The 26,171-nt window shown below is 66.2% G+C and carries 26 protein-coding genes, 1 tRNA gene and 1 riboswitch; of the genes, 11 read left to right on the top strand and 16 right to left on the bottom strand.

The features are described from left to right. Window positions 1–14: 14 nt before the first annotated feature. Window positions 15–1,067: a CDP-6-deoxy-delta-3,4-glucoseen reductase gene (locus tag ACOYR4_RS17610; protein ID WP_422847479.1), complete on the bottom strand. Its 1,053-nt coding sequence runs from the start codon at window positions 1,065–1,067 to the stop codon at window positions 15–17. 48 nt (window positions 1,068–1,115) lie between these two features. On the opposite strand from ACOYR4_RS17610, the gene ACOYR4_RS17605 reads away from it, so the two are divergent. Continuing rightward, entirely contained in the window at window positions 1,116–2,060 is a 945-nt protein-coding gene (locus ACOYR4_RS17605; RefSeq protein ID WP_015015362.1) for an NAD-dependent epimerase/dehydratase family protein, read from the top strand. A gap of 54 nt (window positions 2,061–2,114) precedes the next feature. On the opposite strand, the gene ACOYR4_RS17600 is transcribed toward ACOYR4_RS17605, so the two are convergent. From ACOYR4_RS17600 to ACOYR4_RS17580, 5 genes are all read right to left on the bottom strand, one after another. Continuing rightward, window positions 2,115–2,777 (bottom strand): DUF4124 domain-containing protein, encoded by a 663-nt coding sequence (locus ACOYR4_RS17600; RefSeq protein ID WP_422847478.1) that lies wholly within the window; start codon window positions 2,775–2,777, stop codon window positions 2,115–2,117. A 45-nt stretch (window positions 2,778–2,822) separates the two neighbouring features. Continuing rightward, on the bottom strand, window positions 2,823–3,368 hold the full coding sequence (locus ACOYR4_RS17595; protein WP_015015360.1) for a hypothetical protein: 546 nt from the start codon (window positions 3,366–3,368) through the stop codon (window positions 2,823–2,825). 339 nt (window positions 3,369–3,707) lie between these two features. Continuing rightward, window positions 3,708–4,667 carry a chemotaxis protein gene (locus ACOYR4_RS17590; RefSeq protein ID WP_015015359.1) on the bottom strand — a complete coding sequence of 320 codons (960 nt, stop codon included), beginning with the start codon at window positions 4,665–4,667 and terminating at the stop codon, window positions 3,708–3,710. A gap of 139 nt (window positions 4,668–4,806) precedes the next feature. Beyond that, the gene (locus ACOYR4_RS17585; protein ID WP_422847477.1) at window positions 4,807–5,109 is read right to left on the bottom strand and encodes an antibiotic biosynthesis monooxygenase family protein; all 303 of its coding nucleotides are present in this window, start codon (window positions 5,107–5,109) and stop codon (window positions 4,807–4,809) included. A 125-nt stretch (window positions 5,110–5,234) separates the two neighbouring features. Beyond that, window positions 5,235–6,137, bottom strand: a complete 903-nt coding sequence (locus tag ACOYR4_RS17580) for a LysR family transcriptional regulator (protein WP_422847476.1) — start codon at window positions 6,135–6,137, stop codon at window positions 5,235–5,237. Between the two features lie 134 nt (window positions 6,138–6,271). On the opposite strand from ACOYR4_RS17580, the gene ACOYR4_RS17575 reads away from it, so the two are divergent. Beyond that, complete coding sequence (locus ACOYR4_RS17575; protein WP_121942247.1) at window positions 6,272–6,913, top strand: NAD(P)-dependent oxidoreductase; 642 nt, start codon at window positions 6,272–6,274, stop codon at window positions 6,911–6,913. A 92-nt stretch (window positions 6,914–7,005) separates the two neighbouring features. Here ACOYR4_RS17575 and ACOYR4_RS17570 read toward each other — a convergent pair whose 3' ends face one another. The 5 genes from ACOYR4_RS17570 to ACOYR4_RS17550 all read right to left on the bottom strand — a co-directional run bounded on the left by ACOYR4_RS17570 (window position 7,006) and on the right by ACOYR4_RS17550 (window position 13,067). Further along, on the bottom strand, window positions 7,006–8,286 hold the full coding sequence (locus ACOYR4_RS17570; RefSeq protein ID WP_015015355.1) for a TRAP transporter large permease subunit: 1,281 nt from the start codon (window positions 8,284–8,286) through the stop codon (window positions 7,006–7,008). A gap of 33 nt (window positions 8,287–8,319) precedes the next feature. Next, window positions 8,320–8,889 (bottom strand): TRAP transporter small permease, encoded by a 570-nt coding sequence (locus ACOYR4_RS17565; RefSeq protein ID WP_422847475.1) that lies wholly within the window; start codon window positions 8,887–8,889, stop codon window positions 8,320–8,322. Between the two features lie 27 nt (window positions 8,890–8,916). After that, a complete protein-coding gene (locus tag ACOYR4_RS17560) occupies window positions 8,917–10,146 on the bottom strand; it encodes a fumarylacetoacetate hydrolase family protein (RefSeq protein ID WP_422847474.1) in 1,230 nt (409 codons plus the stop codon). 53 nt (window positions 10,147–10,199) lie between these two features. Next, window positions 10,200–11,981: an IlvD/Edd family dehydratase gene (locus ACOYR4_RS17555; RefSeq protein WP_422847473.1), complete on the bottom strand. Its 1,782-nt coding sequence runs from the start codon at window positions 11,979–11,981 to the stop codon at window positions 10,200–10,202. Window positions 11,982–12,047: 66 nt separating this feature from the next. After that, window positions 12,048–13,067, bottom strand: coding sequence for a TRAP transporter substrate-binding protein (locus tag ACOYR4_RS17550; protein WP_015015351.1), 1,020 nt, complete (start codon window positions 13,065–13,067; stop codon window positions 12,048–12,050). A gap of 154 nt (window positions 13,068–13,221) precedes the next feature. Between ACOYR4_RS17550 and ACOYR4_RS17545 the strand changes: the two genes are divergently transcribed. From ACOYR4_RS17545 to ACOYR4_RS17535, 3 genes are all read left to right on the top strand, one after another. Continuing rightward, window positions 13,222–14,193: a LysR family transcriptional regulator gene (locus ACOYR4_RS17545; RefSeq protein WP_422847472.1), complete on the top strand. Its 972-nt coding sequence runs from the start codon at window positions 13,222–13,224 to the stop codon at window positions 14,191–14,193. 70 nt (window positions 14,194–14,263) lie between these two features. Beyond that, entirely contained in the window at window positions 14,264–14,749 is a 486-nt protein-coding gene (locus ACOYR4_RS17540; RefSeq protein WP_422847471.1) for a hypothetical protein, read from the top strand. A gap of 134 nt (window positions 14,750–14,883) precedes the next feature. After that, window positions 14,884–15,054: riboswitch (FMN riboswitch) on the top strand. A gap of 153 nt (window positions 15,055–15,207) precedes the next feature. Beyond that, window positions 15,208–15,759: a 6,7-dimethyl-8-ribityllumazine synthase gene (locus ACOYR4_RS17535; protein ID WP_422847470.1), complete on the top strand. Its 552-nt coding sequence runs from the start codon at window positions 15,208–15,210 to the stop codon at window positions 15,757–15,759. A gap of 164 nt (window positions 15,760–15,923) precedes the next feature. Here ACOYR4_RS17535 and ACOYR4_RS17530 read toward each other — a convergent pair whose 3' ends face one another. The 3 genes from ACOYR4_RS17530 to ACOYR4_RS17520 form a co-directional block, all read right to left on the bottom strand. Continuing rightward, window positions 15,924–17,525 (bottom strand): methyl-accepting chemotaxis protein, encoded by a 1,602-nt coding sequence (locus ACOYR4_RS17530; protein ID WP_422847469.1) that lies wholly within the window; start codon window positions 17,523–17,525, stop codon window positions 15,924–15,926. A gap of 280 nt (window positions 17,526–17,805) precedes the next feature. Continuing rightward, entirely contained in the window at window positions 17,806–19,080 is a 1,275-nt protein-coding gene (locus ACOYR4_RS17525) for a CaiB/BaiF CoA transferase family protein (protein ID WP_422847468.1), read from the bottom strand. 108 nt (window positions 19,081–19,188) lie between these two features. Beyond that, on the bottom strand, window positions 19,189–20,385 hold the full coding sequence (locus ACOYR4_RS17520) for an acyl-CoA dehydrogenase (RefSeq protein ID WP_015015345.1): 1,197 nt from the start codon (window positions 20,383–20,385) through the stop codon (window positions 19,189–19,191). A 178-nt stretch (window positions 20,386–20,563) separates the two neighbouring features. Between ACOYR4_RS17520 and ACOYR4_RS17515 the strand changes: the two genes are divergently transcribed. From ACOYR4_RS17515 to ACOYR4_RS17505, 3 genes are all read left to right on the top strand, one after another. Further along, window positions 20,564–21,508, top strand: a complete 945-nt coding sequence (locus tag ACOYR4_RS17515; RefSeq protein ID WP_422849684.1) for a LysR family transcriptional regulator — start codon at window positions 20,564–20,566, stop codon at window positions 21,506–21,508. Between the two features lie 87 nt (window positions 21,509–21,595). Then, window positions 21,596–21,811 carry a hypothetical protein gene (locus ACOYR4_RS17510; RefSeq protein ID WP_015015343.1) on the top strand — a complete coding sequence of 72 codons (216 nt, stop codon included), beginning with the start codon at window positions 21,596–21,598 and terminating at the stop codon, window positions 21,809–21,811. Window positions 21,812–21,986: 175 nt separating this feature from the next. Beyond that, window positions 21,987–22,865, top strand: coding sequence for a DUF6279 family lipoprotein (locus ACOYR4_RS17505; protein WP_422847467.1), 879 nt, complete (start codon window positions 21,987–21,989; stop codon window positions 22,863–22,865). 280 nt (window positions 22,866–23,145) lie between these two features. Here ACOYR4_RS17505 and ACOYR4_RS17500 read toward each other — a convergent pair. After that, window positions 23,146–23,230 (bottom strand) — tRNA-Leu (locus ACOYR4_RS17500). 39 nt (window positions 23,231–23,269) lie between these two features. Between ACOYR4_RS17500 and cysM the strand changes: the two genes are divergently transcribed. From cysM to ACOYR4_RS17485, 3 genes are all read left to right on the top strand, one after another. Beyond that, window positions 23,270–24,172 carry a cysteine synthase CysM gene (gene cysM, locus ACOYR4_RS17495; protein ID WP_422847466.1) on the top strand — a complete coding sequence of 301 codons (903 nt, stop codon included), beginning with the start codon at window positions 23,270–23,272 and terminating at the stop codon, window positions 24,170–24,172. 124 nt (window positions 24,173–24,296) lie between these two features. Beyond that, window positions 24,297–24,881: an NUDIX domain-containing protein gene (locus tag ACOYR4_RS17490; protein WP_015015340.1), complete on the top strand. Its 585-nt coding sequence runs from the start codon at window positions 24,297–24,299 to the stop codon at window positions 24,879–24,881. Window positions 24,882–24,886: 5 nt separating this feature from the next. Further along, window positions 24,887–25,114 (top strand): sulfurtransferase TusA family protein, encoded by a 228-nt coding sequence (locus ACOYR4_RS17485; protein ID WP_015015339.1) that lies wholly within the window; start codon window positions 24,887–24,889, stop codon window positions 25,112–25,114. Between the two features lie 84 nt (window positions 25,115–25,198). On the opposite strand, the gene galU is transcribed toward ACOYR4_RS17485, so the two are convergent. Further along, window positions 25,199–26,086 carry a UTP--glucose-1-phosphate uridylyltransferase GalU gene (gene galU / locus ACOYR4_RS17480; RefSeq protein WP_110960010.1) on the bottom strand — a complete coding sequence of 296 codons (888 nt, stop codon included), beginning with the start codon at window positions 26,084–26,086 and terminating at the stop codon, window positions 25,199–25,201. Window positions 26,087–26,171: the final 85 nt, after the last annotated feature.

The following is a 26,171-nucleotide window of genomic DNA, read 5'->3' as shown; positions in this document are numbered from 1 at the left end:
GTGGGGTGGCCAGGTCAGCCGCCGTGCTTGTCGGCTTCTGAGGTGAAGGCGTCGGCAAAGAATTCCTCGGGCGGCAGGCCGCGCTGGGCGCTATAGGCATCGCGGGCGGATTCGACCACGATGGGGGCACCGCAGGCATAGACCTGGTGGCCCGAGAGGTCTGCAAAATCATCCAGCACCGCCTGGTGCACAAAGCCGGTGCGACCCGTCCAGCCGTCCTCGGGCAGCGCATTGGAAATGACCGGAACGTAGCGCAGCCACGGTAGCTCTGCCACGCGGGCCTGCACCCAGTCGTCCAGATAAAGGTCGCCCGGGCGACGGCCGCCCCAGTACAACACGGTGGGGCGGCTGATGCCCTTGAACTGCAGGTGCTCGATCAGTGCCTTGATGGGGGCAAAGCCGGTGCCGGACGCCAGCAACACGATGGGCTTGTCTGAGTCTTCGCGCAGGAAGAAGCTGCCGAACGGGCCCTCGACACGCAGGATTTCCTTCTCTTTCATCGCGCCGAATACATGGTCGGTGAACTTGCCGCCCGGCATGTGGCGGATGTGCAGTTCCACGCCCGGCGCTTCGGCCTGGGTGTGCGGCGCGTTGGCCATCGAGTAGGCCCTGCGCGCACCGTCGCGCAGGATGAATTCAATGTACTGGCCCGCGTGGTAGCGGAAGGTGTCTGCCGCTGGCAGCTGCAGGCGCACCTGCATCACGTCGTGCGACTTCTTCTCGAGCGAGGCCACGCGCACCGGCATCTTCTTGATGGGGTAGGCACTTTCGTCGGTGACCTGGCGTGATTCGAGCACCACGTCGGACAGCGGCTGCGCGCAGCAGGTCAGCACCAGGCCTGCGGCTTCTTCGTCGGCCGAGAGGGCCTTGGACTGGTGAGCGCCGTGCAGCACGGTACCGCTGATTTTTTTGCACTTGCACGAGCCGCAGGCGCCGTCCTTGCAGCCATAGGGCAGGCCCACGCCGCTGCGGATGGCGGCGGCCAGGATGGCTTCGCCCGCATTGGCACTGAAAGCGCGGCCGCTGGGCTGCACGGTGATCTGGAAAACGGACTCAGCACTGGTCATGGAGTGGGTATCCTCGGGGGCTCTTGTAGTCAACGGACGGTCCCGATTTTGCCTTCAAACCAAAACCCCCTCGGCGCCCTGCCAGCCCGCTTTCGCCGCGAACGCCTGCTGATCGTGGGCTGTGGTGATGTAGGTCAACGGGTGCTGCGCAATTTGCAGACGGGCCCTGGGGCTGGCCGCATGCAGGTGCTGGCGCTGACCTCCAGCGCAGGGCGGGTGGCGGGGCTGCGTGCGCAGGGCGCCCGCCCGCTGGTGGGCAACTTAGATGATGCGGGGACGTTGCGCAGGCTGTCTGGCCTGGCCACGCGCGTGCTGCATCTGGCGCCACCGCCGGGCGAGGGCGCAGGGGGTGATGCCTGGTGGCGCGACCCGCGCACCGTGGCGCTGACCCGGGCGCTGCGGCTGCGCAGCCTGCCCGTGTCACTGGCGTATGCGTCCACCAGCGGCGTATATGGCGACTGCCAGGGCGCCCTGGTGCCGGAGACGCGGACCGTGGCCCCTGGCACACCGCGCGCGCAGCGCCGAGTGAATGCCGAGCGCGCCGTGCGCCACCTGGGTCGTGCCGGCGTGCGGGCCACGCTGCTGCGCATTCCGGGCATCTATGCGCCTGACCGGGAGGGGGGCACCCCGGAGGCGCGTCTGCGCCGGGGCACGCCCGTGCTGGTGGCCGAGGACGATGTGTTCACCAACCACATCCACGCCGATGATCTGGCCCGCGCTTGCATGGCGGCGGTGTGGAAGGGACGGCCGCAGCGCGCCTACAACGTGAGTGACTCCACCCACATGAAGATGGGCGACTACTTTGACCTGGCAGCGGACCTGTATGGTCTGCCGCGCCCCCCGCGCGTGCCACGCAGCACGGCGCAGGAGCAGCTGTCGCTGATGCTGTTGAGCTTCATGAGCGAATCGCGCCGGCTGGACAACCAGCGCATGCTGCGCGAGTTGGGGCTGCGGTTGCGCTACCCCAGCGTGGCCGAAGGGCTGCGGGCCTGAGAAGCCGCGCAAGAGCCTTGAAGGTTGCTCAATCAACCTGCAACGGGTGCCCAATCAGCGGGGGTAGCTGTTGCCCTGAGCGTCGTAGCAGCGGAACACGTTGCACTGCGTGAATTTTTTGGGGGCTGGTGTGGGCGGCGGTGGCTGCACGGGCGCAGGCCGCACCGGGTAGTACGGAGGGGGAACGACCACCACGGGTGCCGTGGTGTTGGACCGGGGCCGGGATTTTTCCACCTCTGCATAGCCCTGGGGGCCCAAGCAGTCCAGGTCGACCTGCCGCTGCGCCGCCTCCACCCGCAGGTTTTGTTCGTAGCCGCCGCCGGTGACACTGCTCAACACCACATCCAGGTTGCGCCGTGAACGGGCGCACTCCGGGGAGCGTGCGTAGTCTGTGGTTTTGGCAGGAGCGGTCTGGTCGCGTTGTGTATTGCGCCGTGATTCGGTCTCGGCGGCGGTCGCCTCGGCCTGCAAGCGCTGCTGTTTGCGCGCCAGCGCCTCGGCGGCTTCTTCGCGCTCCTGCTGGATCTCCTGCGGAGTTTTGCGGGCCTCCACCTCACGCACGGTGGTGCCGCTGGCGCATTTGCCGTCGGTGTAGGTGACCTTGCCCGTGGCAGCGTCGGTGCAGCGCACCACCTGCGCCTGGGCACCCAAGGGAGCCCAGGCACCCAGGAAGACCACGCACAGACCGGTGATGAGGATGTGTTTGCGTGGCTTCATGGTGATGAAAAAAGTGACTGGGACAGCGGGGTCAGCGAGAGGCCGTCAAGGCTTTTCCTGGCTGTTGGACTGCTGGCGCGAGCGCCAGTCGTACGGGCTCGGGGTGTAGCTGTCAGGCGCCAGACGGCCGGGACGGTTCTCGCGATTACGGCGGTCTTCGGCGGCGCGGCGGTCTCGTTCGGCCTGCTCTCGGCGGGCCTGATCTTGCTCACGGGCGCGGCGGTCGGCTTCGCGGGCTTGCTGGTCGCGCCGCTCACGTTCGCGGGCGGCCCGGTCGCGTTCGGCGCGGTCACGCTCACGTTCCCTTTCGCGCCAGTCACCGCGGTTGCGGTCGTTGTCCCAGCGGTTGTCGTCCCGGTCACGTCCGCCGTAGTACACAGCGGGCGGTGGGGCCGAATAGATCACGCCGGGCGCGCGGTACACGGGCGGGGCCTGGTACACCGGCTGCGGCGCGCTGTAGATGTAGCCGGGTTGTTCGTACACGGGGTAGCGTGGAGCGTCGTAGTACGGGTCGCCGGGTACGGTGGCGCACCCTGTCACCAGGGCCCCCAGAACCGTGGCCGAAAGGATGCGTGTGATGGTGTAGGTCATGGTATTCAGACTCCGGCCGGGAGGGCGCGTTCCGCCCCGTCCGTAAAGCCCATGAAAAGCGCTCCGGTGGAACGTTACAAATTTCAGGAGCCTGGCACAGAGGTGCCAATCACTTTAGCGCGTGGGGCGGGCGTTTGGTTGACCCGCCGTAAGCACAGGTGCAGAGAAAGGCTGTAACAACCCGTGAAGGCAGGCGCCACCTGCCGGTTGATATCTACAAAAACGATAGCTGCCGAGGCATATTCAATCGGCGCTACACGCTGTTTGGATGCGGTGTGGCATCCGTCAAAACACCAACGGCCCCGCAGGGCCGTTGTGATTGGGGGAGGGGCCGCCGGTTTACTTGGGGAGCACGCGGCGGATGGTTTCCGCCAGGTCTTCCGCCACGAACTTGGCCACGTAGCCATCAGCCCCGACGCTGCGCACATGGTCTTCGTTGGCCGAGCCCGACAGCGAGGAGTGGATGACCACCGGCAGGCCGTGAAAACGGGCGTCCTGCTTGATGTTGCGCGTCAGCGTGAAGCCGTCCATCTCGGGCATTTCCAGGTCGGTCAGCACCATGGCCACGCGGTCCAGCACGGTTTTGCCTTCAGCCTCGGCACTCTTGGCGATGGCGTTGAGCCGGTCCCAGGCCTCCTTGCCGGACTTGACCATTTCGTAGGGTGCGTTGAGCACCTTGAGTTCCTGCTCGATGAGCGAGCGAGCGACAAACGAGTCGTCAGCTGCCAGGATGATGCAGCCGGGTTTGAGCTTGAGCTTGGCGCCCACCTTTTCCTCGGTGACCTCATGACCGTCAGAAGGCGAGATCATTTGCAGGATCGCCTCCACGTCCAGCACCTGGGCCAGGCGGGACTCGTCGGTGTTGCCATCCAGGCGGGCGATGCTGGTCACCAGCTTGCCGGCTGCGCCGCTGGTCTCTGCCGACAGCACCTGTTTCCAGTCCAGGCGCACGATGTCTTCCACCGACTCGACTGCAAATGCCTGGGTGGTGCGCGCGTATTCGGTCACCAGCATGATGTTCAGGCCCGTCTGGGGCTTGCAGCCGACGATGGAGGGCAGGTCCAGCACCGGAATCACCTGTCCGCGCAGGTTGACCACCCCCAGCGAATGGGCCGTGGTGCCAGCGATCGGCGTGATGCTGGGCATGGCCACGATCTCGCGGATCTTGAAGACGTTGATGCCGAACAGCTCGGACTTGCCCAAGGCGCTGTCGATGCCCAGGCGGAACAGCAACAGCTCGAACTTGTTGGTGCTGGTGAGGTTGGTCCGCTCGTCGATGTCCTGCTGGATGGCTTTCATGTTGGATCCTTCGCGCGGTAATGAAGATACGAAGATACGCGCTTTTACAAATTCTAGGACCCAAACGGCATGCGCAGTGCGCTAAATCTTCAGGCAATACCCGAATAGTGCGCTGCAGCATCCGTGCGTGGCGGCGCCGTCACACCCTGTCCGGCGTGACGGGCTCAAAGTGCACAACCGTGGGGAACGGATCGTAAAAATGGTGCAGCAGCCGCTTCCATTCCTGGTACTGGGCGGACTGGCGGAACCCCACCTCGTGGTCGGTCAGGGTGGCCCAGCGCACCAGCAGCACATAGTCCTGCGGTCGCTCCATGCAATGGCCCAGCTCATGGGACAAATAGCCGGGCACGGACGCAATGATGCGCTGCGCCTGGGCAAAAGCCTGCTCAAACGCGCTGTTCTGACCGGTGCGGACAGTGAGGTGGGCAACTTCAAGAATCATGGATGTCTCCGCAACGGTCTGGTCAAGATATCAGCCCCTGTGCAAGGTCTGCCGCAGGGGCGTGGCGTTGCCGTGGGGCTTCCGCGCAGTAGTGGGCCGGCAGGGTTTCACAGTATCGCCGGGCCTCAGTCCGAAATGCCCGGCACCTGCTTCAGGTAGGCGTGCAGCGCTGCAATCGCCTGGCGCACCTTTGCGGGCTGGGCATCGCGCTGGGGTGTGACGGCCCAGATATCGAGCGTGCCGAACGACCACTCGGGCAGCAGCCGCACCAACCGCCCGGCCTGCAGCGCCTCGTGCGCGTCCATGCTGCCCACCAGCGCCAGGCCCAGCCCGGCTTCGCACATCTGCTGGATCGACAGCTGGTTGTTGCTGGCGATGCGCGGCTCCACGCGCAGCGCGCGGGGCTCGCCGGTGGGGCTGCGCAGGTCGATGAGCAGCCCACCCCCCTCCCGCGCAAAGCCCAGCCAGCTGTGGGACAGCAGCGCGTCCGGGTGCTGGGGCATGCCATGTGCGGCCACCCATTCGGGCGACGCGCACAGGTACCAACGCATGCCCCCCAGGCGCCGTGCGGCCCAGGTCGAATCCGCCAGACGCCCGTAGCGCACCGCCAGATCGATGCGGGCGTTGATGAGGTCGATGGTGGAGTCGTCCACCAGCAGCCGCAGGCGCAGCGCCGGGTGCGCGGCCAGCAGTTCTCCCAGGGCGGGCGCAATGTGCCGCGCAAAACCTACGGTGGCCGACATCCGCAACTCGCCGCTCGGCGCATCGCGCGAGGCCGCCAGTTCGGCCCGCGCCTGCTCCGCCGCCGCCCACATGGCAGCGCAGCGCGCGTGGTACCGCTGGCCTGCCTCGGTCAGCGCCAGCTTGCGTGTGGAGCGGTGCAGCAGCGTCACGCCGCCATCGCTTTCGAGCTTGCGCACCTGCTGGCTCACCGCCGAGGTGCTCATGCCCAGGGCGCGCGCGGCGCCGCTCATCGAGCCGTGTTGCACCACAGCGGCAAACACGGCCATGCGTTTGAGGTCTTCCATCAGGGGTAGCGCGAGGAGGTAAGGAGTTGATTGTGAAGCGGGGCCTCAAAGAAAAGGCTGTTTTAGCCCTCTACCGCGTGCTTTGACAAGCTCCTATTCTCACTGCATCGTAACTTTGACCCCAAGGACACCGTATGAACATCGCCCTGATTGGCGCCACCGGCTTTGTCGGCTCGGCCGTGCTGAACGAACTGCTGCAACGCGGCCACCGCGTGACCGTGCTGGCCCGCAATCCCGCAAAGCTCACGGCCCGCGAAGGTCTGACCGTGGTCGCCGCAGACGCGCAGGACGCCACCCAGGTGGCCAAGGCCGTTGCAGGCCACGACGCGGTGGTGAGCGCCTACAACCCCGGCTGGACGGTGCCAGACATCCACGACCAGTTCCTCAAAGGCACGCGCGCCATCATCGACGGCACCAAGGCGGCTGGTGTGCGCCGACTGCTGGTGGTGGGCGGCGCAGGCAGCCTGTTCGTGGCGCCCGGCGTGCAGCTGGTGGACACGCCCCAGTTCCCGGCCGAATGGAAGCAGGGCGCCCTGGCCGCGCGCGAGGCGCTGAACTGGATCCGCACCGAGAGCACGCTGGACTGGACCTTCCTCTCGCCCCCCATCCTGCTGCAGCCCGGCGAGCGCACCGGCCAGTACCGACTGGGCGACGAGGCCCCGCTGATGAATGGTGACCAGCCCGGTAGCATCAGCGTGGCCGACCTGGCGGTGGCAATGGCCGACGAGCTGGAAACGCCGCGCCATGTGCAAAAGCGGTTCACGGTGGCCAACTGAATGGTGCTCGGGAGTGATTGGCTCCTGATTTGATAGCTGCAAGCGCAATATCCACTAGCGCTTGCGGCATTTTTTGCTTCAAGCCTGTAGATTCATCCCGTAAACCACCGCATCGGCACCAGCACCAGCGACGGAAACAGCACCATCAAGAACATCACCGCGAACTGCGCCACCATGAACGGAATCACGCCCCGCGTCACGTCGTCCATGCGCATCTTGCCCACGCCTGCCACCACGTTCAGCACCGTGCCCACGGGCGGGGTGATGAGCCCGATGGCGTTGTTGATGATGAACAACACGCCAAAGTAGACCGGGTCGATGCCCGCAGCCTTCACCACGGGCATCAGCACGGGCGTCAGGATCAGGATGGTGGGCGTCATGTCCATGGCGGTGCCCACGGCCATCACCAGCACCATGATGGCGATGAGCAGCAGCGTGGGGTGTTCCATCAGCGGCTTGAGCAGGCCCACCAGTTGGCGCGGGATGTCGGCCACGGTGATGAGCCAGGCGCTGACCATGGCGGCGGCCACCAGGAACATGATCACGGCCGTAGTTTTGGCGGCGCTGGTGAACACCTCGGTCAGCTGGCGCCAGTGCAGCTCGCGGTACACCACCGTTGCCACAAACAGGGCGTAAACCGCAGCCACCGCCGCCGCCTCTGTGGGCGTGAACACGCCCATCTTCAAGCCCACAATCACGATGACGGGCAGGAACAACGCCCAGGTCGATTCCTTGAGCGCCTGCAGCTTCTCGGCCGTGGAGGCCTTGGGCGGCGGCGTGACGTTTTCGCGCTGCGACACCCAGTACCAGGTGACCGCAATCGCGAGGCCCATCAGCAGGCCCGGGACGATGCCCGCCAGGAACAGCTTGCTGATCGACACATTGGCTGCCACGCCAAACACCACGAAGCCGATGGAAGGCGGAATGACCGGCGCAATGATGCCGGCCGAGGCAATCAGCCCGCCCGCGCGCGCCTTGTCGTGCCCCGCCTTCACCATCATGGGCAGCAGCAGGGCTGCCAGTGCTGCCGTGTCGGCCACGGCCGAACCCGACAGCGCCGCCAGCATGCAGGCGGCCAGGATAGCCACAAAGCCCAGCCCGCCGCGCTTGTGCCCGACCAGCGTGAGCGCGAGCTTGACGATGCGCTGCGACAGCCCACCCACGTTCATGATTTCGCCCGCCAGCATGAAGAAGGGCACCGCCAGCAGCGGAAAGCTGTCGGCGCCGTTGATCACGTTCTGCGCCAGGATCTGTGCGTCAAACAGGTCCAGGTGCCACATGAGGGCGACGCCGGACACCAGCAGCGCGTAGGCAATCGGCACGCCAATGGCCATGGCGGCCAGCAGGGAGCCGAGGAAGATAAAAACGGTCATGGAAGAGCGCTCCAGGTCATTGCGGTGGGCGGCTCACTGGCGCGAGGCCGTGGGCGCGGGGGCTGCGTGTGGCAGTTGGCTGCCCACGGCGGCCAGTTCTTCGGACTCGGAGATCTGCACCAGTTCGCTGTCCGGCATCTGCCCCGACACAATGCGCCACAGGTCCAGCGCCAGCAGCAGGCCCGCCGCCACGGCAAACACCACGCCCGAGGCATAGAAGATGGCCATGGAGGCGCCCGTGACCGGCGCGTCCACGTCCCAGTTGATGCGCGTCTGCGCCAGTGCGCCGCTGAACAGCAGCCAGGTGCACCAGAGCATCAGCGCGTAGCTCAGGGCCAGGCAAATGCGCTGGCCCAGCGGCGGCAGGCGCGCCAGCAGAAAATCCGTGCCCAGATGCCCGCGCTCGCGCACCGCCACGATGGCGCCGAGGAAAGTGATCCACACGAACAGCCAGCGCGATACCTCTTCGCTGACGGTGATGCCGGAGTTGAACGCATAGCGCAGCACCACATTGCCGAACACCATCACCACCATGACGGCCAGCGCCAGGGCGATGATCAGGTTGATGGCGCGGCAGCAGCGGTCGATGAAGGCATTCAGCATCTTTGTCTCCTGTTTTTCTTTGGGGCGTCAGAGCGTTGAGCCCTGCAGTAGCCCGCGCTGCGCCAGGTTGGCCATGAAGGCGCGCAGGCCAAAGCGCCAGGGCGGCGCAGCCTCGCTGTGCGCCACGCGGTTGTGCAGGCCGCCCAGCCAGGCACTCTGAATGGACACCAGGTCGCCCAGGTGGTGGGTGAAGCCGCCGCCCGGCTGGTCGCGGTCTTCGATGGGGGCGAACAGTGTGCCCATGAACAGCATGAAGCCGTCCGGGTACTGGTGCGCGGCCAATGTCTGCGCCACCAGGTCCGCAGGGTCGCGGCTGATGCTGGCCATGGTGTTGATGCCGCGCAGCTCAAAGCCGTCTTGGCCCGCCACGCGCAGGTGCACCGTCTCATTGCGCACCTGTTCCAGCCCGAAGCTGGCATCGAACAGGCGGATAAACGGGCCCAGCGCGCACGATGCGTTGTTGTCCTTGGCCTTGCCCAGCAGCAGGGCGCTACGGCCCTCGATGTCGCGCAGGTTCACGTCGTTGCCCAGCGTGGCTCCCACGATCTGGCCCCGGCTGTTCACGGCCAGCACCACCTCGGGCTCGGGGTTGTTCCAGGCCGAATCGGAGCGGATGCCGATGTCGTCGCCACAGCCCACCGAGGCCAGCACCGGTGCCTTGGTGAACACCTCGGCGTCGGGGCCGATGCCCACCTCCAGGTACTGCGACCACAGGCCTTTGTCTTGCAGCAGCGCCTTCAGGCGCATGGCCTCGGGTGAGCCGGGGCGGATGTCGGCCAGGTTCTCGCCGATGAGGCCGATGACCTGGCTGCGCAGGCCCTGCGCGCGGGTGGCATCGCCGCGCGCCTGTTCTTCGATCACGCGCTCGATGAGGCTGGCCGCAAAGGTCACGCCCGCCGCCTTGACCACCTGCAGGTCGCACGGCGCCAGCAGCCAGGGGCGGGTGGCCTCGCGCGCGCCGGGTTGGCTGTTGGCCAGCAGGTCCTCCACACTGCACAGGTACTGGCCGGTGGCGGTGCGCGCAGCCTCGGCAGGCGCCAGGGTGTCGAGCAGCGTGCTCATGGTGGGGTAGTGCGCGCTGAGGTCAAAAACACCTTCGGGCCGCAGTGCGACGACCGCCGGGCCGGGAACGGCACCGCTGGGTGCCCACACGCGGCCGACCAGCGTGCCCTGTACGCCGTCGTCGGGAAGCACTTGCAATGTGGCGTGGGGCGCACGGGCCCGTTCGGCAACTGCCGCTGCCGTCATGTCGTTCATGGAAAGTCCTTTGAAAAAAGCCGGGTGAGCGCGAGCGCCCCACCTGGTCGTTGTCAGTGGTTGTGGCGTGGCGTCTTTTCGGAAATGCGCTGAAAACCTAGCGCAAAGTCCAGCGTGGCGCCATCCGCCAGTTGCCCCGTTTTCTCGCGATACAGCGCTTCCCAGGGGGACTGGCTCGCGGGCACGGGTGGGGCGGGCAGGTCGCGTTTGCGGCGCTCGATCTCTTCGGGGGCGATCAGCGCGTCGCAGCGCCCGGTGTTGAGGTCGATGCGGATCGTGTCGCCGCTTTGCAGCCAACTCAGCCCGCCACCCACGGCGCTTTCGGGCGATGCGTTGAGGATGGACGGGCTGTCTGCCGTGCCCGACTGGCGCCCGTCGCCCAGTGTGGGCAGCGTGTTGATGCCGCGCCGGATCAGCGCGTCGGGCGGCTGCATGTTCACCACCTCGGCCGAGCCCGGCCAGCCGATGGGGCCCGCGCCGCGCATCACCAGGATGCAGCCTTCGTCGATGTTCAGTGCCGGGTCGTTGATGCACGCGTGGTAGTCGTCCGCGCCTTCAAACACCACGGCACGGGCTTCAAAGATGCCCTCCTGCCCCGGGCGGCTCAGGTAGCGTTGGCGAAAGGCTTCGGAGATGACCGAGGTCTTCATGATCCCGAAGTCGAACAGGTTGCCGCTGAGCACCATGAACCCCGCCTTGTGCATGAGCGGGTTGCTGAAGGGGCGGATCACCTCGCGGTCATGGGTCTCGCGGCCCTGCAGGTTCTCGCCCACCGTCTTGCCGGTCACGCTGGCGCAGTCTGCATGCAGTTTGCCCGCCTGCTGCAGCTCCCACATCAATGCCGGTACGCCGCCCGCACGGAAGAAGCGCTCGCCCAGAAACTGGCCTGCAGGCTGCATGTTCAGCAGCAGCGGCAGGTCGTAGGCGTGGTCGGTCCAGTCCTGTGCATCGAGCTGCACGCCCGCGTGCCGCGCCATGGCCATGATGTGCACCTGCGCGTTGCTGCTGCCGCCCGCCACGCTCACCACCGACAGCGCGTTCAAAAAGCTCTCGCGCGTCAGGATGCGCGAGGGGCGCAGGTCTTCGTACGCCATCTCCACAATGCGCCGTCCGGTTTCGTACGCCATCTGCCCACGCTCGCGGTACGGTGCCGGGATGGCCGCACAGCCGGGCAATGACAAGCCCAGCGCCTCGGCCACCGCGTTCATGGTCGAGGCCGTGCCCATGGTGTTGCAGTGCCCGGCGGAGGGGGCGCTGTTGCAGGCGCGCTGCAAGAATTCTTCCTCGTCGATCTCGCCCGCAGCCAGCTGGCGGCGGCTGCGCCAGATCACGGTGCCCGAGCCTACCAGCTGTCCTTCGTGCCAGCCGTCGAGCATGGGCCCGCCCGAGAGCACGATAGCCGGAATGTCCACCGTGGACGCGGCCATGACGCCCGCGGGCGTGGTCTTGTCGCAGCCCGTGGTCAGCACCACGGCGTCGATGGGGTAGCCGTACAGGATCTCCACCAGGCCCAGGTAGGCCAGGTTGCGGTCCAGCGCGGCAGTGGGGCGGCGGCAGTTTTCAAAGATGGGGTGGACGGGGAACTCCATCGGAATGCCACCCGCATCGCGGATGCCGTCGCGCACGCGGCGCGCCAGATCCAGGTGGATGCGGTTGCAGGGCGACAGGTCGCTGCCCGTCTGCGCAATGCCGATGATGGGCCGGCCCGAGCGCAGTTCTTCGGGCGTCAGCCCGTAGTTCATGAACCGCTCCAGGTACAGCGCGGTCATGTCCGAGCGCTCGGGCGCGGCAAACCATTCGCGGGAGCGGAAGGGGCGGCGGGGTATTTTTGTCATGGGGTCGGGGCGTCGCAAAAGAGGGGCTGGGCGCAGCCGGACGCTGCGCCCCGGGAAGCGTGCAAATTACTTGCCGCCCCGCGCCTTGGCCAGCTCGCCCATCAGCTCGCTGGTGGTCTCTTCGCCAAACTCCTTGCCGTACTTGGCCAGCACGGGCTGCAGCTTGGTGCGCAGCTTGGCCTGCTCGGCGGCGGGCAGCTCGGTGATCTGCATGCCGGCCTTCTTCAGCTCGCCCAGGGCGGTTTCGCTGAAGGCGCGGATGGTCTTGCGCTCGAACACCGTGGCCTCGCGCGCGGCCTCCTGCACGATCTTCTTCTCGTCGGCCGAGAGGCCGTCCCAGGTTTTCTTGGAGATGAGCAGCACCCAGGCGCTGTACATGTGGCGCGACAGCACCAGGTGCTTTTGCACCTCATAGAACTTGCTGGCCAGGATGGTGGCGGGCGGGTTCTCCTGGCCGTCCACGGCCTTTTGTTCCATGGCGGTGTACAGCTCGGTGAACGGCATGGGCGTGGCGTTGGTGCCCAGGGCATTGAAGGTGTCGAGGAACAAGGGGCTCTGGATCACGCGCAGTTTCAGGCCCGCCAGGTCGTCGGCCGTGTTGATGGCCCGGCGCGAGTTGGTCACGTGGCGGAAGCCGTTCTCCCAAAAGCCCAGGCCGATCAGGCCCTTGTCGGGCAGCATGGCCAGCAGTTTCTGGCCGAAGGGGCCGTCCAGCACTGCGTCGGCTTCTGCCTCGTTGTTGAAGGTGAGCGGCAGGTTCAGCACGCCAAAGGGCTTGATCAGCGACATCAGCGTGGACGAATCCGGGATCGTCATCTCCAGCGTGCCGCCGCGCAGGGCAGACGTCATGCTCACGTCGTTGCCCAAAGCGCCGCTGGCAAACAGCTTGGCATTCATCTTGCCGCCGCTTTTGGCCTGCAGGCGCTCGGCAAAGTGCCGCACGGCCTGGGCCTGCGGGTGGTCGTCGCTCAGGCCGATGCCGACCTTGAAGGTGTGTTCCTTGACTTGCGCGGCGACGGGTGCGGCGAGGGCCGCCAGCAGCGTGGCGCCGAGTGCCAAGGATTTGGCGAGGGAAGTGAATTGCATGGTGTCTTGTCTCCGTTGGAATGGCTGACCCCGTTGGCGAGGCCTTTGGCGCCTGCGGCTTTTTGGGGCAGCCGTTATCGACGCAGAGACAAGGTTAGGTTTCGCGCCCCGGCCGGTCCACTGAATGTTTTGCGACAATCCATTCCAAACGCTTATGAGTCCAGACGAATTTCCGGGTAAACCCTTGTCTTTGGCGCAGGCCTGCGCGCGGCTGCGCTTTCGGCATTTGCAGTTTCTGGACATCCTGGGCCGCACGCGCAACCTGCGGCTCACGGCCGAGCAGATGCATGTCACGCAGCCGGCGGCCACCAAGATCCTGATGGACATCGAGGAGATCCTGGAGGCGCGCCTGTTCGACCGCCTTTCGCGCGGCATGCGGCCCAACGAGCTGGGGCTTTTTACGCTGCGCTACGCCAGCGCAGCGCTCGATGGGCAGCGCAAGTTTGTCGACGAGTTCAACGCCCTCAAGCAGGGCGGCCACGGCCATGTGACGGTGGGCGCCATCACCGGCTCGGCCGCGCATGTGCTGGTGGCCTCGGTGGTGGAGATCCAGCGCCTGCGGCCCCTCTTGGTCATCAAGATCCTGGAGCAGAGCAGCGACCAGCTCATCGCCTGGCTGGCCGAGCACAAGATCGACCTGATGATTGGCCGCTTCACCAGCGAGGACCAGCGCAGCCAGTTCCGCTACGAGCACCTGTCCGCCGAGCCCATGTCGGTGGTGGCCGGGCCGCAACACCCGCTGCGCGGCGCGGCCGACCTGTCGCTGACCGAGCTGGCGCACTGGCCGTGGATTCTGTACCCGCCCTCCACGGCGGTGCGCAAGGTGTCGGACGACCTGTTTGGCGGTGCGGGCCTGTCGCTGACGGCGGGCGTGGTTGAAACGCCGTCCTTTCTGTTCGCGCTGGAGTTGATGAACACCACACCCATGCTGTCGCTGCAGCCCGCGGCGCTGGTCGAAAAGTATGTGCGCCGCGGCCTTTTGGCGCGCATCCCCGTGGGCTGGCCCGACCGCATGCCGGGCTATGGCCTTATCACCCGCCTGGGCGAGCCGCCCACGCCGGCCGCGCAGGCCTTCATGGCGGTGCTGCGCGAGACGGCGGGTGTGCGGGGTGATCCACCTCAATAACCGCCGGTTATTGAAAGCCTGGCCCGGGTGCCCGTGCCGTTATGCTCTGCGCCCCCTTGCCCGCCTTGCCATGACCGACTCCTTCGACGCCCCCGACACCATCCAGGAACCCCGCCTCTGGAGCGACGGCCGCTGGACGGCGCGCGTCATCAAGAACGAAGAGGACGACGGCTGGGCTGTCTCCATGACCCTTCAGGGCGAAGCCGAGCCCGCGCTGGTGGGCCCCTGGACCATGGGCCGAGACAAGAAGAATCCCAAGCCGCTCGATGTGTCCGCCTTCCACACCCTCGTCAAGACGGCCAGCGAGGTTCTGCGCCGCCACGAGCAGCAGTTGCATGCGCAGCTGAACAAGAGCGTGCACATCACCACTGCCGACGGCCAGCGCCTGCGCGTGGCGCTGGCCATCGTGCCCGATGAAGAAGGGGCCACGGCCACGCTGAGCGCGCAGGACGAGCTGGGTGAAGAGGTAGCCCGTGCGTCCGCACCGCCCACTTTCAAGCTCACACCCGCCAGCGCAGCGGCTTGGGCCGAAGGCGGGTTTCAGCGCGTGCCCTGAGCCGTCTCGGCGTTCAGCACAGCCTGAGCCACAGAAGCCGTCACTGCCAGGGCAGGCAATCGCCTGCGCGACGGCATCGAGCCATCCACCCGCCTAAAATGCCATCGTCGGCCCCGAATGACCTTCGGGGCCGACAGCGTTCTCAGGGCGGGGCGAAATTCCCCACCGGCGGTATTTGTTGGCTGAAAAGTCCGCAAGAGCCCGCGAGCGCCTGCTGTGCCGTTTTTCGGAACAGGCCTGCAGGGTCAGCAGATCTGGTGCGATGCCAGAGCCGACGGTCACAGTCCGGATGAAAGAGATCGCGAAACCCACAGCGCCCGCACCGGGCGGCTGGGCCTATGGTGTTTGCGTGCGTGTTTTCAAAGCCCGCGTGCAAGCGCCGGGAGGCCTGCGCCGCCCTGTGCAGGTGCCGTGCTCGCGCGCGCCCTGATTCTGGTACGACCTGTTTTGAGGAACCCATGAATCAGTCTTCTGCTACTTCTTCCGTCTCTCCCCTGGCCCCCGTCGCCGCCCACCGTGGCGCCCGCGTGGCCATCATCAGTGCCAGCTGGCACCAGGACATCGTGCACCAGGCCCGCGACGCGGCCCTGGCCGAGTTCGACCGCCACGGACTGCCGCCTGCGCAGGTGGCGCTGTTCGATGTGCCCGGCGCGTTCGAGATTCCGCTCTTGGCTCGCAAGCTCGCGCGCAGCGGGCGCTACGACGCCATCGTGGCCTGTGCGCTGGTGGTCAACGGCGGCATCTACCGCCACGAGTTTGTGACCACTGCCGTCATCGACGGCCTGATGCGCGTGCAGCTCGACACCGAGGTGCCCGTGATGTCGGCCGTGCTCACGCCGCGCGACTTCCACGACCACGAGGACCATGTGCGCTTCTTCCGCGAGCATTTCGTGAAGAAGGGCACCGAGGTCGCCCAGGCCTGCCTTCAGACCATGGCCTACCTGCGCAAGCTGGCATCGCCCACGCTGGCAACGAGCCAGCAGGCAGCGCCCGTGATGGAAGTTGCATAGCTTGAATTGCTATTGAATGAATAGCTGCTGGCGCTTTCTGTGAAAGTGCTGGAGGCTTATTTGGTTCAAATTTTCCCCTGCCCAGCGGGCTTCCCCATGGGTATCACTCCCTCTCCCGCGAGGGGAGAGGGAGCAAAGACCCGGCTCCGCCTCCGCCCATAACCTCAGCCCGCAGCCAGCCGAGGCTGCCGAGGGCCGGGAGCGCCCACGCGGGGCACCGGCGCAGCGCTGCTTGCCATGTCCGCCAGCCGGAACACCGCCACCGCCTGTACCAGTTGTTGCGCCTGCACCTTCAGGCTGTCGGCAGCCGCTGCGCTTTGCTCGACCAGCGCGGCGTTCTGCTGCGTGGCCTGGTCCATCTGCATCACCGCTTCGCCCACCTGGGCCACGCCCGCGCTTTGTTCGCTGCTGGCGGCGCTGATCTCGCCCACGATGTCGGTCACGCGGCGGATGGCGCTGACCACCTCGTTCATCGTCGCACCTGCCTTGTCCACCAACGTGGTGCCCAGCTCCACACGCTCCACGCTGGCGTGGATCAGGGTCTTGATCTCCTTGGCTGCGTCGGCGCTGCGCTGCGCGAGGTTGCGCACTTCGCTGGCCACCACGGCAAAACCCCGGCCCTGTTCGCCTGCGCGGGCTGCTTCGACCGCAGCGTTCAGCGCCAGGATATTGGTCTGGAAGGCGATGCCGTCGATCACGCTGATGATGTCGGCGATCTTCTTGCTGCTGTCGTTAATGCCCTTCATGGTGGTCACCACCTCGGCCACCACGTCGCCGCCTTGCACGGCCACGGTGCTGGCGCTCACGGCCAGCTGGTTGGCGGTGCGGGCGTTTTCGGCATTGGCCTGCACGGTGGAACTCAGCTCTTCCATCGATGCCGACGTTTCCTCCAGCGCGCTTGCCTGCTGCTCGGTGCGCGCGCTCAGGTCGTTGTTGCCCAGCGCGATCTCGGTGCTGGCGGCGGCCACGCTGTCAGCGTTGTTGCGCACGTTGCTCACCACCTGCGACAGGCTGTTCTGCATGTCGTGCAGCGCGTTCAGCAGCAGTGCGATCTCGTCCTTGCCCTGCACATGCCGCGCCACCGTCAGGTCGCCGCTGGCCACGGCCTGCGACACGCGCACCGCGTTGTCCAGCGGGTTCACCACCGTGCGGCTGAAGGCAATGGCGCCGGCAATGCCCAGCGCGCACACCACCAGCATCACCACCAGGCTGATGGTGGTGGCGCGCTGTGCGGTGGCTGCGGCACGTTCGGCCACGGCGCTGCTGGCCTTTGCGATCAGGTCGCCCGCCTGGTCCAGCAGTTGCGAGGGCTCGCGGTCCATGCCGGCCACGGCCTTGTCGCCCGCCTGCGGGTCGTGGTCGGCGGCCTTGAAAGCCTCGAATCCCTTGCGGTATGCGGCGCCCATGCGTTCGTGCGCTTGCGCAAACTGGCTCACGCGCTCTCGGCCTTCGCCGGCGGGCAGGGCTGCGATCAGCTTTTGCGCCTCGTCCTTGATGGCCTGTTCCTGCTTTTCAAACGCGGCCCAGTAGCGCGTGAGCTGGGCCGGGTCCTTGCCGCGCAGCAGCACGTTTTTCCACTCCTGCACCTGCACCTTGAAGTTGTTGAGCATGCCCGCTGCCATGCGCTCGTGCTCAAAGCTCTGGGCCACGGTGGTCTGGTAGGTGTCGAGCGCCTGATTCAGACGGCTGATGCCAAACAGGGCCGCTGCAAACAGCAAGAGCAGCGACACGGTGAAGGCCAGGGGGAGCTTGAGGCTGAGCTTCATGAGGAACTCCTTGAGGGTCCAGAAACGTCGCAGTGGGGCCAGTGGCCCTCCATCCTGGTTCAGCGGCGCGTGGTGGGCAGGGCCGCGGGCAGGGTGTCTCTAGGATTATGGAGACGGATGTAAATTTTTGTACATGTCTTTTTTGCCGTGGGGCAGGCGTGCGCGGAATAGGGCCGGTGACTTATCGAATGCAGCCGGCCCAAACAAAACGGCCTTGCCGGTGAGGGCAAGGCCGTGCAGTGGTCAGGGCATCGCGCAGACCGATGCCGCGAGGGGCTGCCTAAACAACCCCGCTGGCTCGCAGCGCTGCAATGCGCGCCGCATCCAGCCCCATCTCGCGCAGCACCTGGTCGGTGTGCTGCCCCAGTGCCGGTGGAGCATTGCGCAGCACGGGTGGGGTGGCCGACAGGCGCAGCGGGCTGGCCACGCCGGTGATCTGCTGCACGTTGTCGGTGGCGGCCTCGCCGTCCTTCCAGCGCGGCAGCGTCACGGCCAGGCCACGGGCCTGCACCTGGGCGTCGTCAAAGGCCTGGGCAATGGTATTGATGGGGCCGCAGGGCACGGCCTTGTCTTCCAGCAGCGTGATCCAGTCGGCCGTGGTGCGTGTGCGGGTCACGGCCTCCATGGCGGGGATCAGAGCGGTGCGGTTTTGCACGCGCAGGGTGTTGGTCGCAAAGCGCGGGTCGCTGGCCCACTGGGGCTGCTCGGCCGCCGCGCAAAAGCGCTGGAACTGCCCGTCGTTGCCAATGGCCAGCAGCATGTTGCCGTCCTGCGTAGGGAAGTCCTGGTAGGGCGCGAGGCTGGGGTGGCTGTTGCCCATGCGGCCGGGTGCCTTGCCGGTGGCGAGGAACCCGGAGGCCTGGTTGGCCAGCACGGCCATACCCACGTCGAGCAGGGCCATGTCGATGTGCTGGCCCTCGCCGGTGCCATTGGTGGCGTTGTCGCGCACGTGCAGCGCGGCCAGGATGGCGTTGCTGGCGTAGAGGCCGGTGAACAGGTCGATGACGGCCACGCCCACACGCATGGGGCCACCGCCGGGCTGGTTGTCGGCCTGGCCGGTGATGCTCATCAGGCCCGTCATGGCCTGCACCATCAGGTCGTAGCCCGCGCGTTCCGCATACGGGCCGTCTTGCCCAAAGCCGGTGACGGAGCAGTAAATGAGGCGCGGGTTGAGTGCGCGCAGGCTTTCATGGTCCAGGCCGTACTGCTTGAGGCCGCCGACCTTGAAGTTCTCCACCACGATGTCGGCCTCCAGCGCCATCTGCTTGATGAGCGCCTGCCCCTCGGGCGAGGCCATGTCGATGGTGACCGAGCGCTTGTTGCGGTTGCACGCGGTGTAGTAGCTGGCCTGGTTGGTGTCGTTGCCGTCCGCGTCCTTCAAGAAGGGCGGGCCCCACTGGCGGGTGTCGTCGCCCACGCCGGGGCGCTCCACCTTCACCACATCCGCGCCCAGGTCGGCCAGGATCTGCGTGCACCACGGCCCGGCCAGCACGCGGGAGAGGTCGAGCACCTTGATGCCTGCGAGGGCGCCGGGGGCGGTAGAGGAGGTGGTCATGGTGTGCTTACTATGAAATTGATAGCTATTGGCGCATGATGGACTAGCGCTACAAGGCAAAAACACCGCAAAGGCGGTGTTTTTGCCGGCTTTCGGGGCGCAGGCCGATCAGTTGGCGAACGCGGCGATGCCCGTCTGGGCGCGGCCCAGGATCAGCGCGTGCACATCGTGCGTACCTTCGTAGGTGTTCACCACTTCCAGGTTCACCAGGTGGCGGGCCACGCCAAACTCATCGCTGATGCCGTTGCCGCCCATCATGTCGCGCGCCAGGCGGGCAATGTCCAGCGCCTTGCCGCAGCTGTTGCGCTTGATGATGGAGGTGCCTTCCACGCTGGCCGTGCCCGCGTCCTTCATGCGGCCGAACTGCAGGCAGGCCTGCAGGCCGATGGCGATTTCGGTCTGCATGTCGGCCAGCTTCTTCTGGATGAGCTGGTTGGCGGCCAGGGGGCGGCCAAACTGCTTGCGGTCCAGCGTGTACTGGCGGGCGGTGTGCCAGCAGAACTCGGCGGCGCCCAGGGCGCCCCAGGCGATGCCGTAGCGCGCGCTGTTCAAGCAGGTGAAGGGGCCCTTGAGGCCTTGCACTTCAGGGAACGCGTTTTCTTCGGGCACGAACACATCGTCCATCACGATCTCGCCGGTGATGGAGGCGCGCAGGCCCACCTTGCCGTGGATGGCGGGGGCTGTCAGGCCCTTCATGCCCTTTTCCAGCACAAAGCCGCGGATGGGGCCCACGGCGCCGCCTTCGGACACTTCCTTGGCCCAGACCACGAACACGTCGGCCACGGGGCTGTTGGTGATCCACATCTTGCTGCCCTTGAGCTTGTAGCCACCATCGACCTTGTAGGCGCGCGTGGCCATGCTGCCGGGGTCGGAGCCGTGGTCGGGCTCGGTCAGGCCAAAGCAGCCAATCCACTCGCCGCTGGCGAGCTTGGGCAGGTACTTCTGGCGCTGGGCTTCGCTGCCGAATTCATAAATAGGCACCATCACCAGCGACGACTGCACGCTGGCCATCGAGCGGTAGCCCGAATCCACACGCTCCACTTCGCGGGCGATCAGGCCGTAGGCCACATACGACAGGCCGGGGCCACCGTATTGCTCGGGGATGGTGGGGCCCAAGAGGCCCACTTCACCCATCTCGCGGAAGATGCTCACGTCCATCTTTTCGTGGCGGAAGGCGTCCAGCACGCGGGGTGCCAGCTTGTCTTGGCAATAGGCGGCGGCGGCGTCGCGGATGGCGCGCTCGTCGTCGGTCAGTTGCTGGCTCAGAAGGAACGGGTCATCCCATTGAAAAGCGGCGTGGGCCATGTGTGTCTCCAGGTCGAAAAAAGGGTGAACAAAAACGAATCTGGAACGCATCGTAGGCCTGGGGGTAGTAGTCCGCAAGCGAGTTCTTTTCATCCAGACATGCGTTTGTGGAATGTATGGAATACTTGCTGCGGCCAGCCTGAAGGGCTGGATGCCTCTTTACAAGTTCCTCTTCATCATGCGCCGCAACATTCCATCGACCCAGGCCCTGGCCTGTTTTGAAGTGGCCGCCCGCCACGAGAGCTACACCCGCGCCGCGCAGGAGCTGTCGCTCACCCAAAGCGCCGTCTCACGCCAGATCCAGGCGCTGGAAGAGTTTTTGGGCGTTGCGCTGTTCCGCCGCACGCGCCACGGCGTGGTGCTGACGCCAGCGGGCGCGCACTATGGCCGCCAGGTGGCGCGCTGGCTGCAGGGGCTGGAGCGTGACACGCTCGATGTGATGGCCCACCAGGGCGAGGGCGGCACGATCACGCTGGCGGCCGTGCCCACCTTTGCCACGCGCTGGCTCATCCCGCGCCTGCCGCAGCTGGCGCAGGCGCACCCCGACATCGTGGTGCACATCGACACGCAGACGCGGCCTTTCTTGTTTGCCGACACCACCTTCGACGCCGCGCTGTACGCAGGCACGCCCGAGCAGGTGAGCAACTGGCCTGGCGTGCAGGCGCAGCTGCTGATGCATGAAGACGTGGTGCCCGTGTGCAGCCCGCGCCTGCTCGAATCCGCCGCGCCGCGGGGCCGGGGCCGCGCCCACCAGCCCGTGGCCGCCGAGGCGCTGGCCGAGCTGCCGCTGCTGCAGCAAAGCACGCGCCCGTATGGCTGGCGCCAGTGGTTCGATGCCATGGCAGTGGATGCGCCGCATGCGCTGGATGGCCCGCGCTACGAGCTGTTCTCCATGCTGGCCGTGGCCGCCACGCACGGCATGGGCGTGGCGCTGATCCCGCCGCTGCTCATCGAGGCAGAGCTTGCCAGTGGCGAGCTGGTGGTGGCCTGCAACCGCCCGCTGCGCGGCGAGCGCGCGTACTACCTCATCAGCCCCGCACAGGCCCAGCCCCCGGTGCTGGCCACGTTTGCGCGCTGGCTCCAGCACATGGCAGAGGTGGGTAGCCCGCCGGTTGCGGGATGACGCGCTTGCGCCCACGGGGGCTGTGAACTAATCTGGCCGCGCGGAAGTCTGTCTTTCATTCAGCAACCTTGTTGGAGAGCGACCACCATGACCACTTACCACGCTCCGCATTTCGACCCCACCGTGGACGAGATCGAGACCCTCAAGCAACTGGAGATGGGCGAAGTCATCACGCTGCCCCACGCGCTCAAGGACCATGTGTCGGGGCGACTGCTCGAATGGGGCTTCATCACCAAGGGGACGGGGGGTGAGCTGGCCATCACCGCCAGTGGCCGCCAGCTGATCCGGCGACAGGACAACTGACCCCGCGCGTCAGCCGGCCCCTTGTGCGCATCCTTCGCAGGGTGTGGCGTGGGACCTCCGTGCGGGTGGGTGCCTTTGGCTAAATCCTGGTGCGCGGGCTGGGGTATCCGGGCCCTGTGCCCACCGTGTGCAGCGTTGGGCCTATCCTGTGCCATTCCCCTTGTCTGGAGCCGCCGTGCCCGCTTTGTCCCGTCTGCGCACCACCCTGTGCATTGCCGCCCTGGCCCTGGCCGGTGCGTTGCTGGCGGGCTGCAGCACGGTGCGGCTGGCGTACAACCAGGTGCCCCACCTGGCGTACTGGCAGCTCAACCGTTACCTTGACCTGTCGGACGCGCAGACAGAGCGCGTGCGGGGCGACCTGGGCGAGCTGCACCGCTGGCACCGCGACACCATGCTGCCCCAGCATGCCGAGCTGTTGCAAAGGGTGCAGCAGCAGTTGCCTGCCACCATCACTGCCGAGCAGGCCTGCCGCATTTACGAGGAAGCCCGTGCCCAGGTAGATAGGGTGCTGGCCCAGGCCGAGCCCAAGGTGGTGTGGCTGGCCTCGCAGCTGACCGAGGCGCAGATCCGCAACCTGGAGCGCAAGCAGGCCGACAGCAATGCCGACTGGAAATCCGAATGGCTGGACCCGCCGCCCGACAAGCTGCGCGAGCGCCGCTTCAAGGACCTCTCATCGCGGCTCGAAACCTTTTATGGCGCGCTGGACGAGCCCCAGAAGGCCGTGCTGCGCGCCTTTATCGCCCAGTCGGCTTTTGACCCGCAGCGCACCTATGCCGAGCGCGTGCGCAGGCAAAAAGACCTGGTGCAGGTGCTGCGCAGCATCCAGGCCGACCGCAGCAACACCGCCCAGGCCCGCACGCTGATGCTGGGTTTTCTGGACCGCGTGGTGACGTCACCGGATGGCGCCTACCAGCGCTACGCCCAAGCACTGGTGGCCGAGGGCTGCGAGGGGTTTGCGCGCCTGCACAACGCCATGACGCCTGCGCACCGGCTGCGTGCGGCGCAATCGCTCAAGGGTTATGAGCAGGATTTCTTGTTGCTGGCTGCGCGTTGAGGTGCCGTGCCATCGGCCATGCGCACGCGTTGCTGCAGCAGGGGCGTGAAGGTCAGCAGAACATCATCGCCAGCAGCGCCGCATCCTCGGCCATGTTCTGCAGGGCATAACCCGCCAGCCGGTAGGCCAGCACGGTGGCGTGCGCGATCAGATCCTGGGCGGTCATGGCGGTGGCTGGGTGTGCGGGTCTGGGGGTGTGCAGAAATCACATGCCGCCGCCACAGCAGCTGGCCCAGCAAAAAAGCCGATAGCTCGTGGAAGCTACCGGCCTTGTTGACTGTGGTGCCCGGGGCCGGAATCGAACCGGCACGCCTTGCGGCGGGGGATTTTGAGTCCCCTGCGTCTACCAATTTCACCACCCGGGCGGAATATGTGAAGCCCTGAATTATGGCACAGTAGGGCGTATGAAATATCCGACGATTGAAGACGCGGTAGGCAACACGCCGCTGGTGGCGCTGCAGCGCATTGGGGCCCAGGACAACGCGGCGCGTGGCAATGTGGTGCTGGGCAAGCTCGAAGGCAACAACCCCGCAGGGTCCGTCAAGGACCGGCCTGCACTGTCGATGATCCGCCGCGCAGAGGAGCGGGGCGACATCCGCCCCGGCGACACTCTGATCGAGGCCACGTCGGGCAATACCGGTATCGCGCTGGCGATGGCCGCAGCCATCAAGGGCTACCGCATGGTGCTGGTGATGCCGGAGGACTTGTCCATCGAACGTGCGCAGACCATGAAGGCCTTTGGCGCCGAGCTGGTGCTGACCCCCAAGAGCGGCGGCATGGAGCACGCCCGCGACCTGGCCGAGGCCATGCAAAAACGGGGCGAAGGCAAGGTGCTGGACCAGTTTGGCAACCCCGACAACCCGCGCATTCACTACGAAACCACGGGCCCCGAGATCTGGGAGCAGACGGGCGGGCGCATCACCCACTTTGTGAGCGCCATGGGCACCACGGGCACCATCACGGGCGTGTCGCGGTTCTTCAAGGAGAAGAACCCGGCCATCCAGATCATCGGTGCGCAGCCTGAAGAAGGCTCGCGCATCCCGGGCATCCGCAAGTGGCCGCAGGAGTACCTGCCCAAGATCTACGACGCCAGCACCGTGGACGAGCTGGTGTACGTGAGCCAGGACAACGCCGAAGACATGTGCCGTCGCCTGGCGCGCGAGGAAGGCATCTTTGCGGGCATCTCGGCTGCAGGTGCCTGCTGGGTGGCGCAGCAGATCGCCGCGCGCGACAGCAATGCCACCATCGTCTTCATCGTGTGCGACCGGGGCGACCGGTATTTGTCGACCGGGGTGTTTCCTGCATGACCGGTGGTGCGGGGTGCAGGATGGGCTCCTTGGGCGTCGCCAGGTGCCTTTGCACAGGTTTTTGAATCAAAATGGTTGCTAGCGCTAGTTGAATATGCCTCAGTAGCTACATAAAAGATAGCATATGCACTACGAAGTCCGTTTTTGCCCCCACTGCGCGACCGAGCTGCAGCCCATCACGCTGGCCGAAGATGGCGGCGACAAGGAGCGGTTGCGCTGCCCCGCCTGCGGCTGGACGCACTGGAACAACCCCACGCCCGTGCTGGCCGCCATTGTGGAGATCGACGGCAAGGTGCTGCTGGCGCGCAACGCGGCGTGGCCGGGCAAGATGTTTGCGCTGATCACCGGCTTCATGGAGGCAGGCGAGTCGCCCCAGGAAGGCATTGCACGCGAGGTCAAGGAAGAGACCAACCTCGATGTGCAGTCCACGACCCTGGTGGGCGCCTACGAGTTCTTGCGCATGAACCAGGTCATCATTGCCTACCACGTGGTGGCCACGGGGCAGGTCAAACTGTCGCCCGAGCTGGTGGACTACCGGCTGTACGATCTGCCAGATCTCAAATGCTGGCCTGCGGGCACGGGCTACGCGCTGGCCGACTGGCTGCGCACGCGCGGCCATGAGCCCGTGTTTTTCACGGCTGAAGAAAATGCAGAGCGCCGCCGGGGGCTGGACGAACAAGCCCCGGCCGCGACGCCGCCTAAGGATTGATGACCATGGACATTCACAAAGAAATCGACACCCGGGGCCTGAACTGCCCCCTGCCCATCCTCAAGGCCAAGAAGGCGCTGTCGGACATGGCCAGCGGCCAGCTGCTCAAGGTGGTGGCCACCGACAACGGATCGCTGCGCGACTTTCAGGCGTTTGCCAAGCAGACCGGCAACGAGCTGGTGGAGCAGCAGACGGTGGGCGAAGAGTACATCCACGTCCTGCGCCGCCGTTGAACGCAAAAATAGCTGCCAGCGCTGTTTGCATCAGCGCTGGCAGCTATCAATTTTGATATCAATCGAGAGCTTGGACGGCCGGGTTTACAGCGCCAGGTTCTTCAGGTAGTCCCGGAAGTGCGCCCCCACCTGCGGGTGCTGCAGAGCCAGTTCCACCGTCGCTTCCAGAAACCCTTCCTTGCTGCCGCAGTCGTAGCGCTTGCCTTCGTACTGGAAGGCGTACACGGCCTCGTTATTCATCAGGCGCGCAATGCCGTCGGTGAGCTGGATCTCGCCGCCCACGCCCCGTGGCTGGTTGCGGATTTCGTCAAACACCCCAGGCGTGAGGATGTAGCGGCCGGCCACGCCCATGCGCGAGGGGGCCTCGGCGGCCTTGGGCTTTTCGACAATGCGCTGGATGCGGATCAGCGGGCCGCCGGCGGGCTCGCCCGCCACGATGCCGTACTTGTGCACCTGGTCCTCGGGCACCTCTTGCACGGCGATCACCGAGCGGCCTTGCTGGCGGAAGGCGGTTGCCATCTGCGCCAGCACCGGCTGCCCACCCTGGGGGCCGACCATCAAATCGTCGGCCAGCAGCACGGCAAACGGCTCCTTGCCCACCAGCGGCTCGGCGCACAGCACGGCGTGGCCCAGGCCCAGGGAGCGGGGCTGGCGCACAAAGGCGCAGTCCATGTCGCTGGGCTGGATGGAGCGCACCAGCTCCAGCAATTCCTTCTTGCCGGCCGCTTCCAGCTCGGCCTCCAGTTCGTAGGCGGTGTCGAAGTGGTCTTCAATGGCGCGCTTGCTGCGGCCTGTCACGAAGATCATGTGGCGGATGCCCGCGGCGTAGGCCTCTTCGACGGCGTACTGGATCAGCGGCTTGTCTACCACGGGCAGCATCTCCTTGGGGCTGGCCTTGGTGGCGGGCAGAAAGCGTGTGCCCAGTCCGGCAACGGGGAAAACGGCTTTGCGAACGGTGGTGGCAACAGTCATGGGGCTCCTCTGGACGGATGGGACGGTGTGTGGGCTGCAAGGCAGCCGCACGCACACCGGCAGAACATGAAAACAAGGCAATCGG

Origin of the sequence: Acidovorax sp. M14 (genome assembly GCF_049331375.1) — a bacterium.
GTDB lineage: Bacteria > Pseudomonadota > Gammaproteobacteria > Burkholderiales > Burkholderiaceae_C > Acidovorax.
This window is presented reverse-complemented; position numbering and strand designations above follow the sequence as displayed.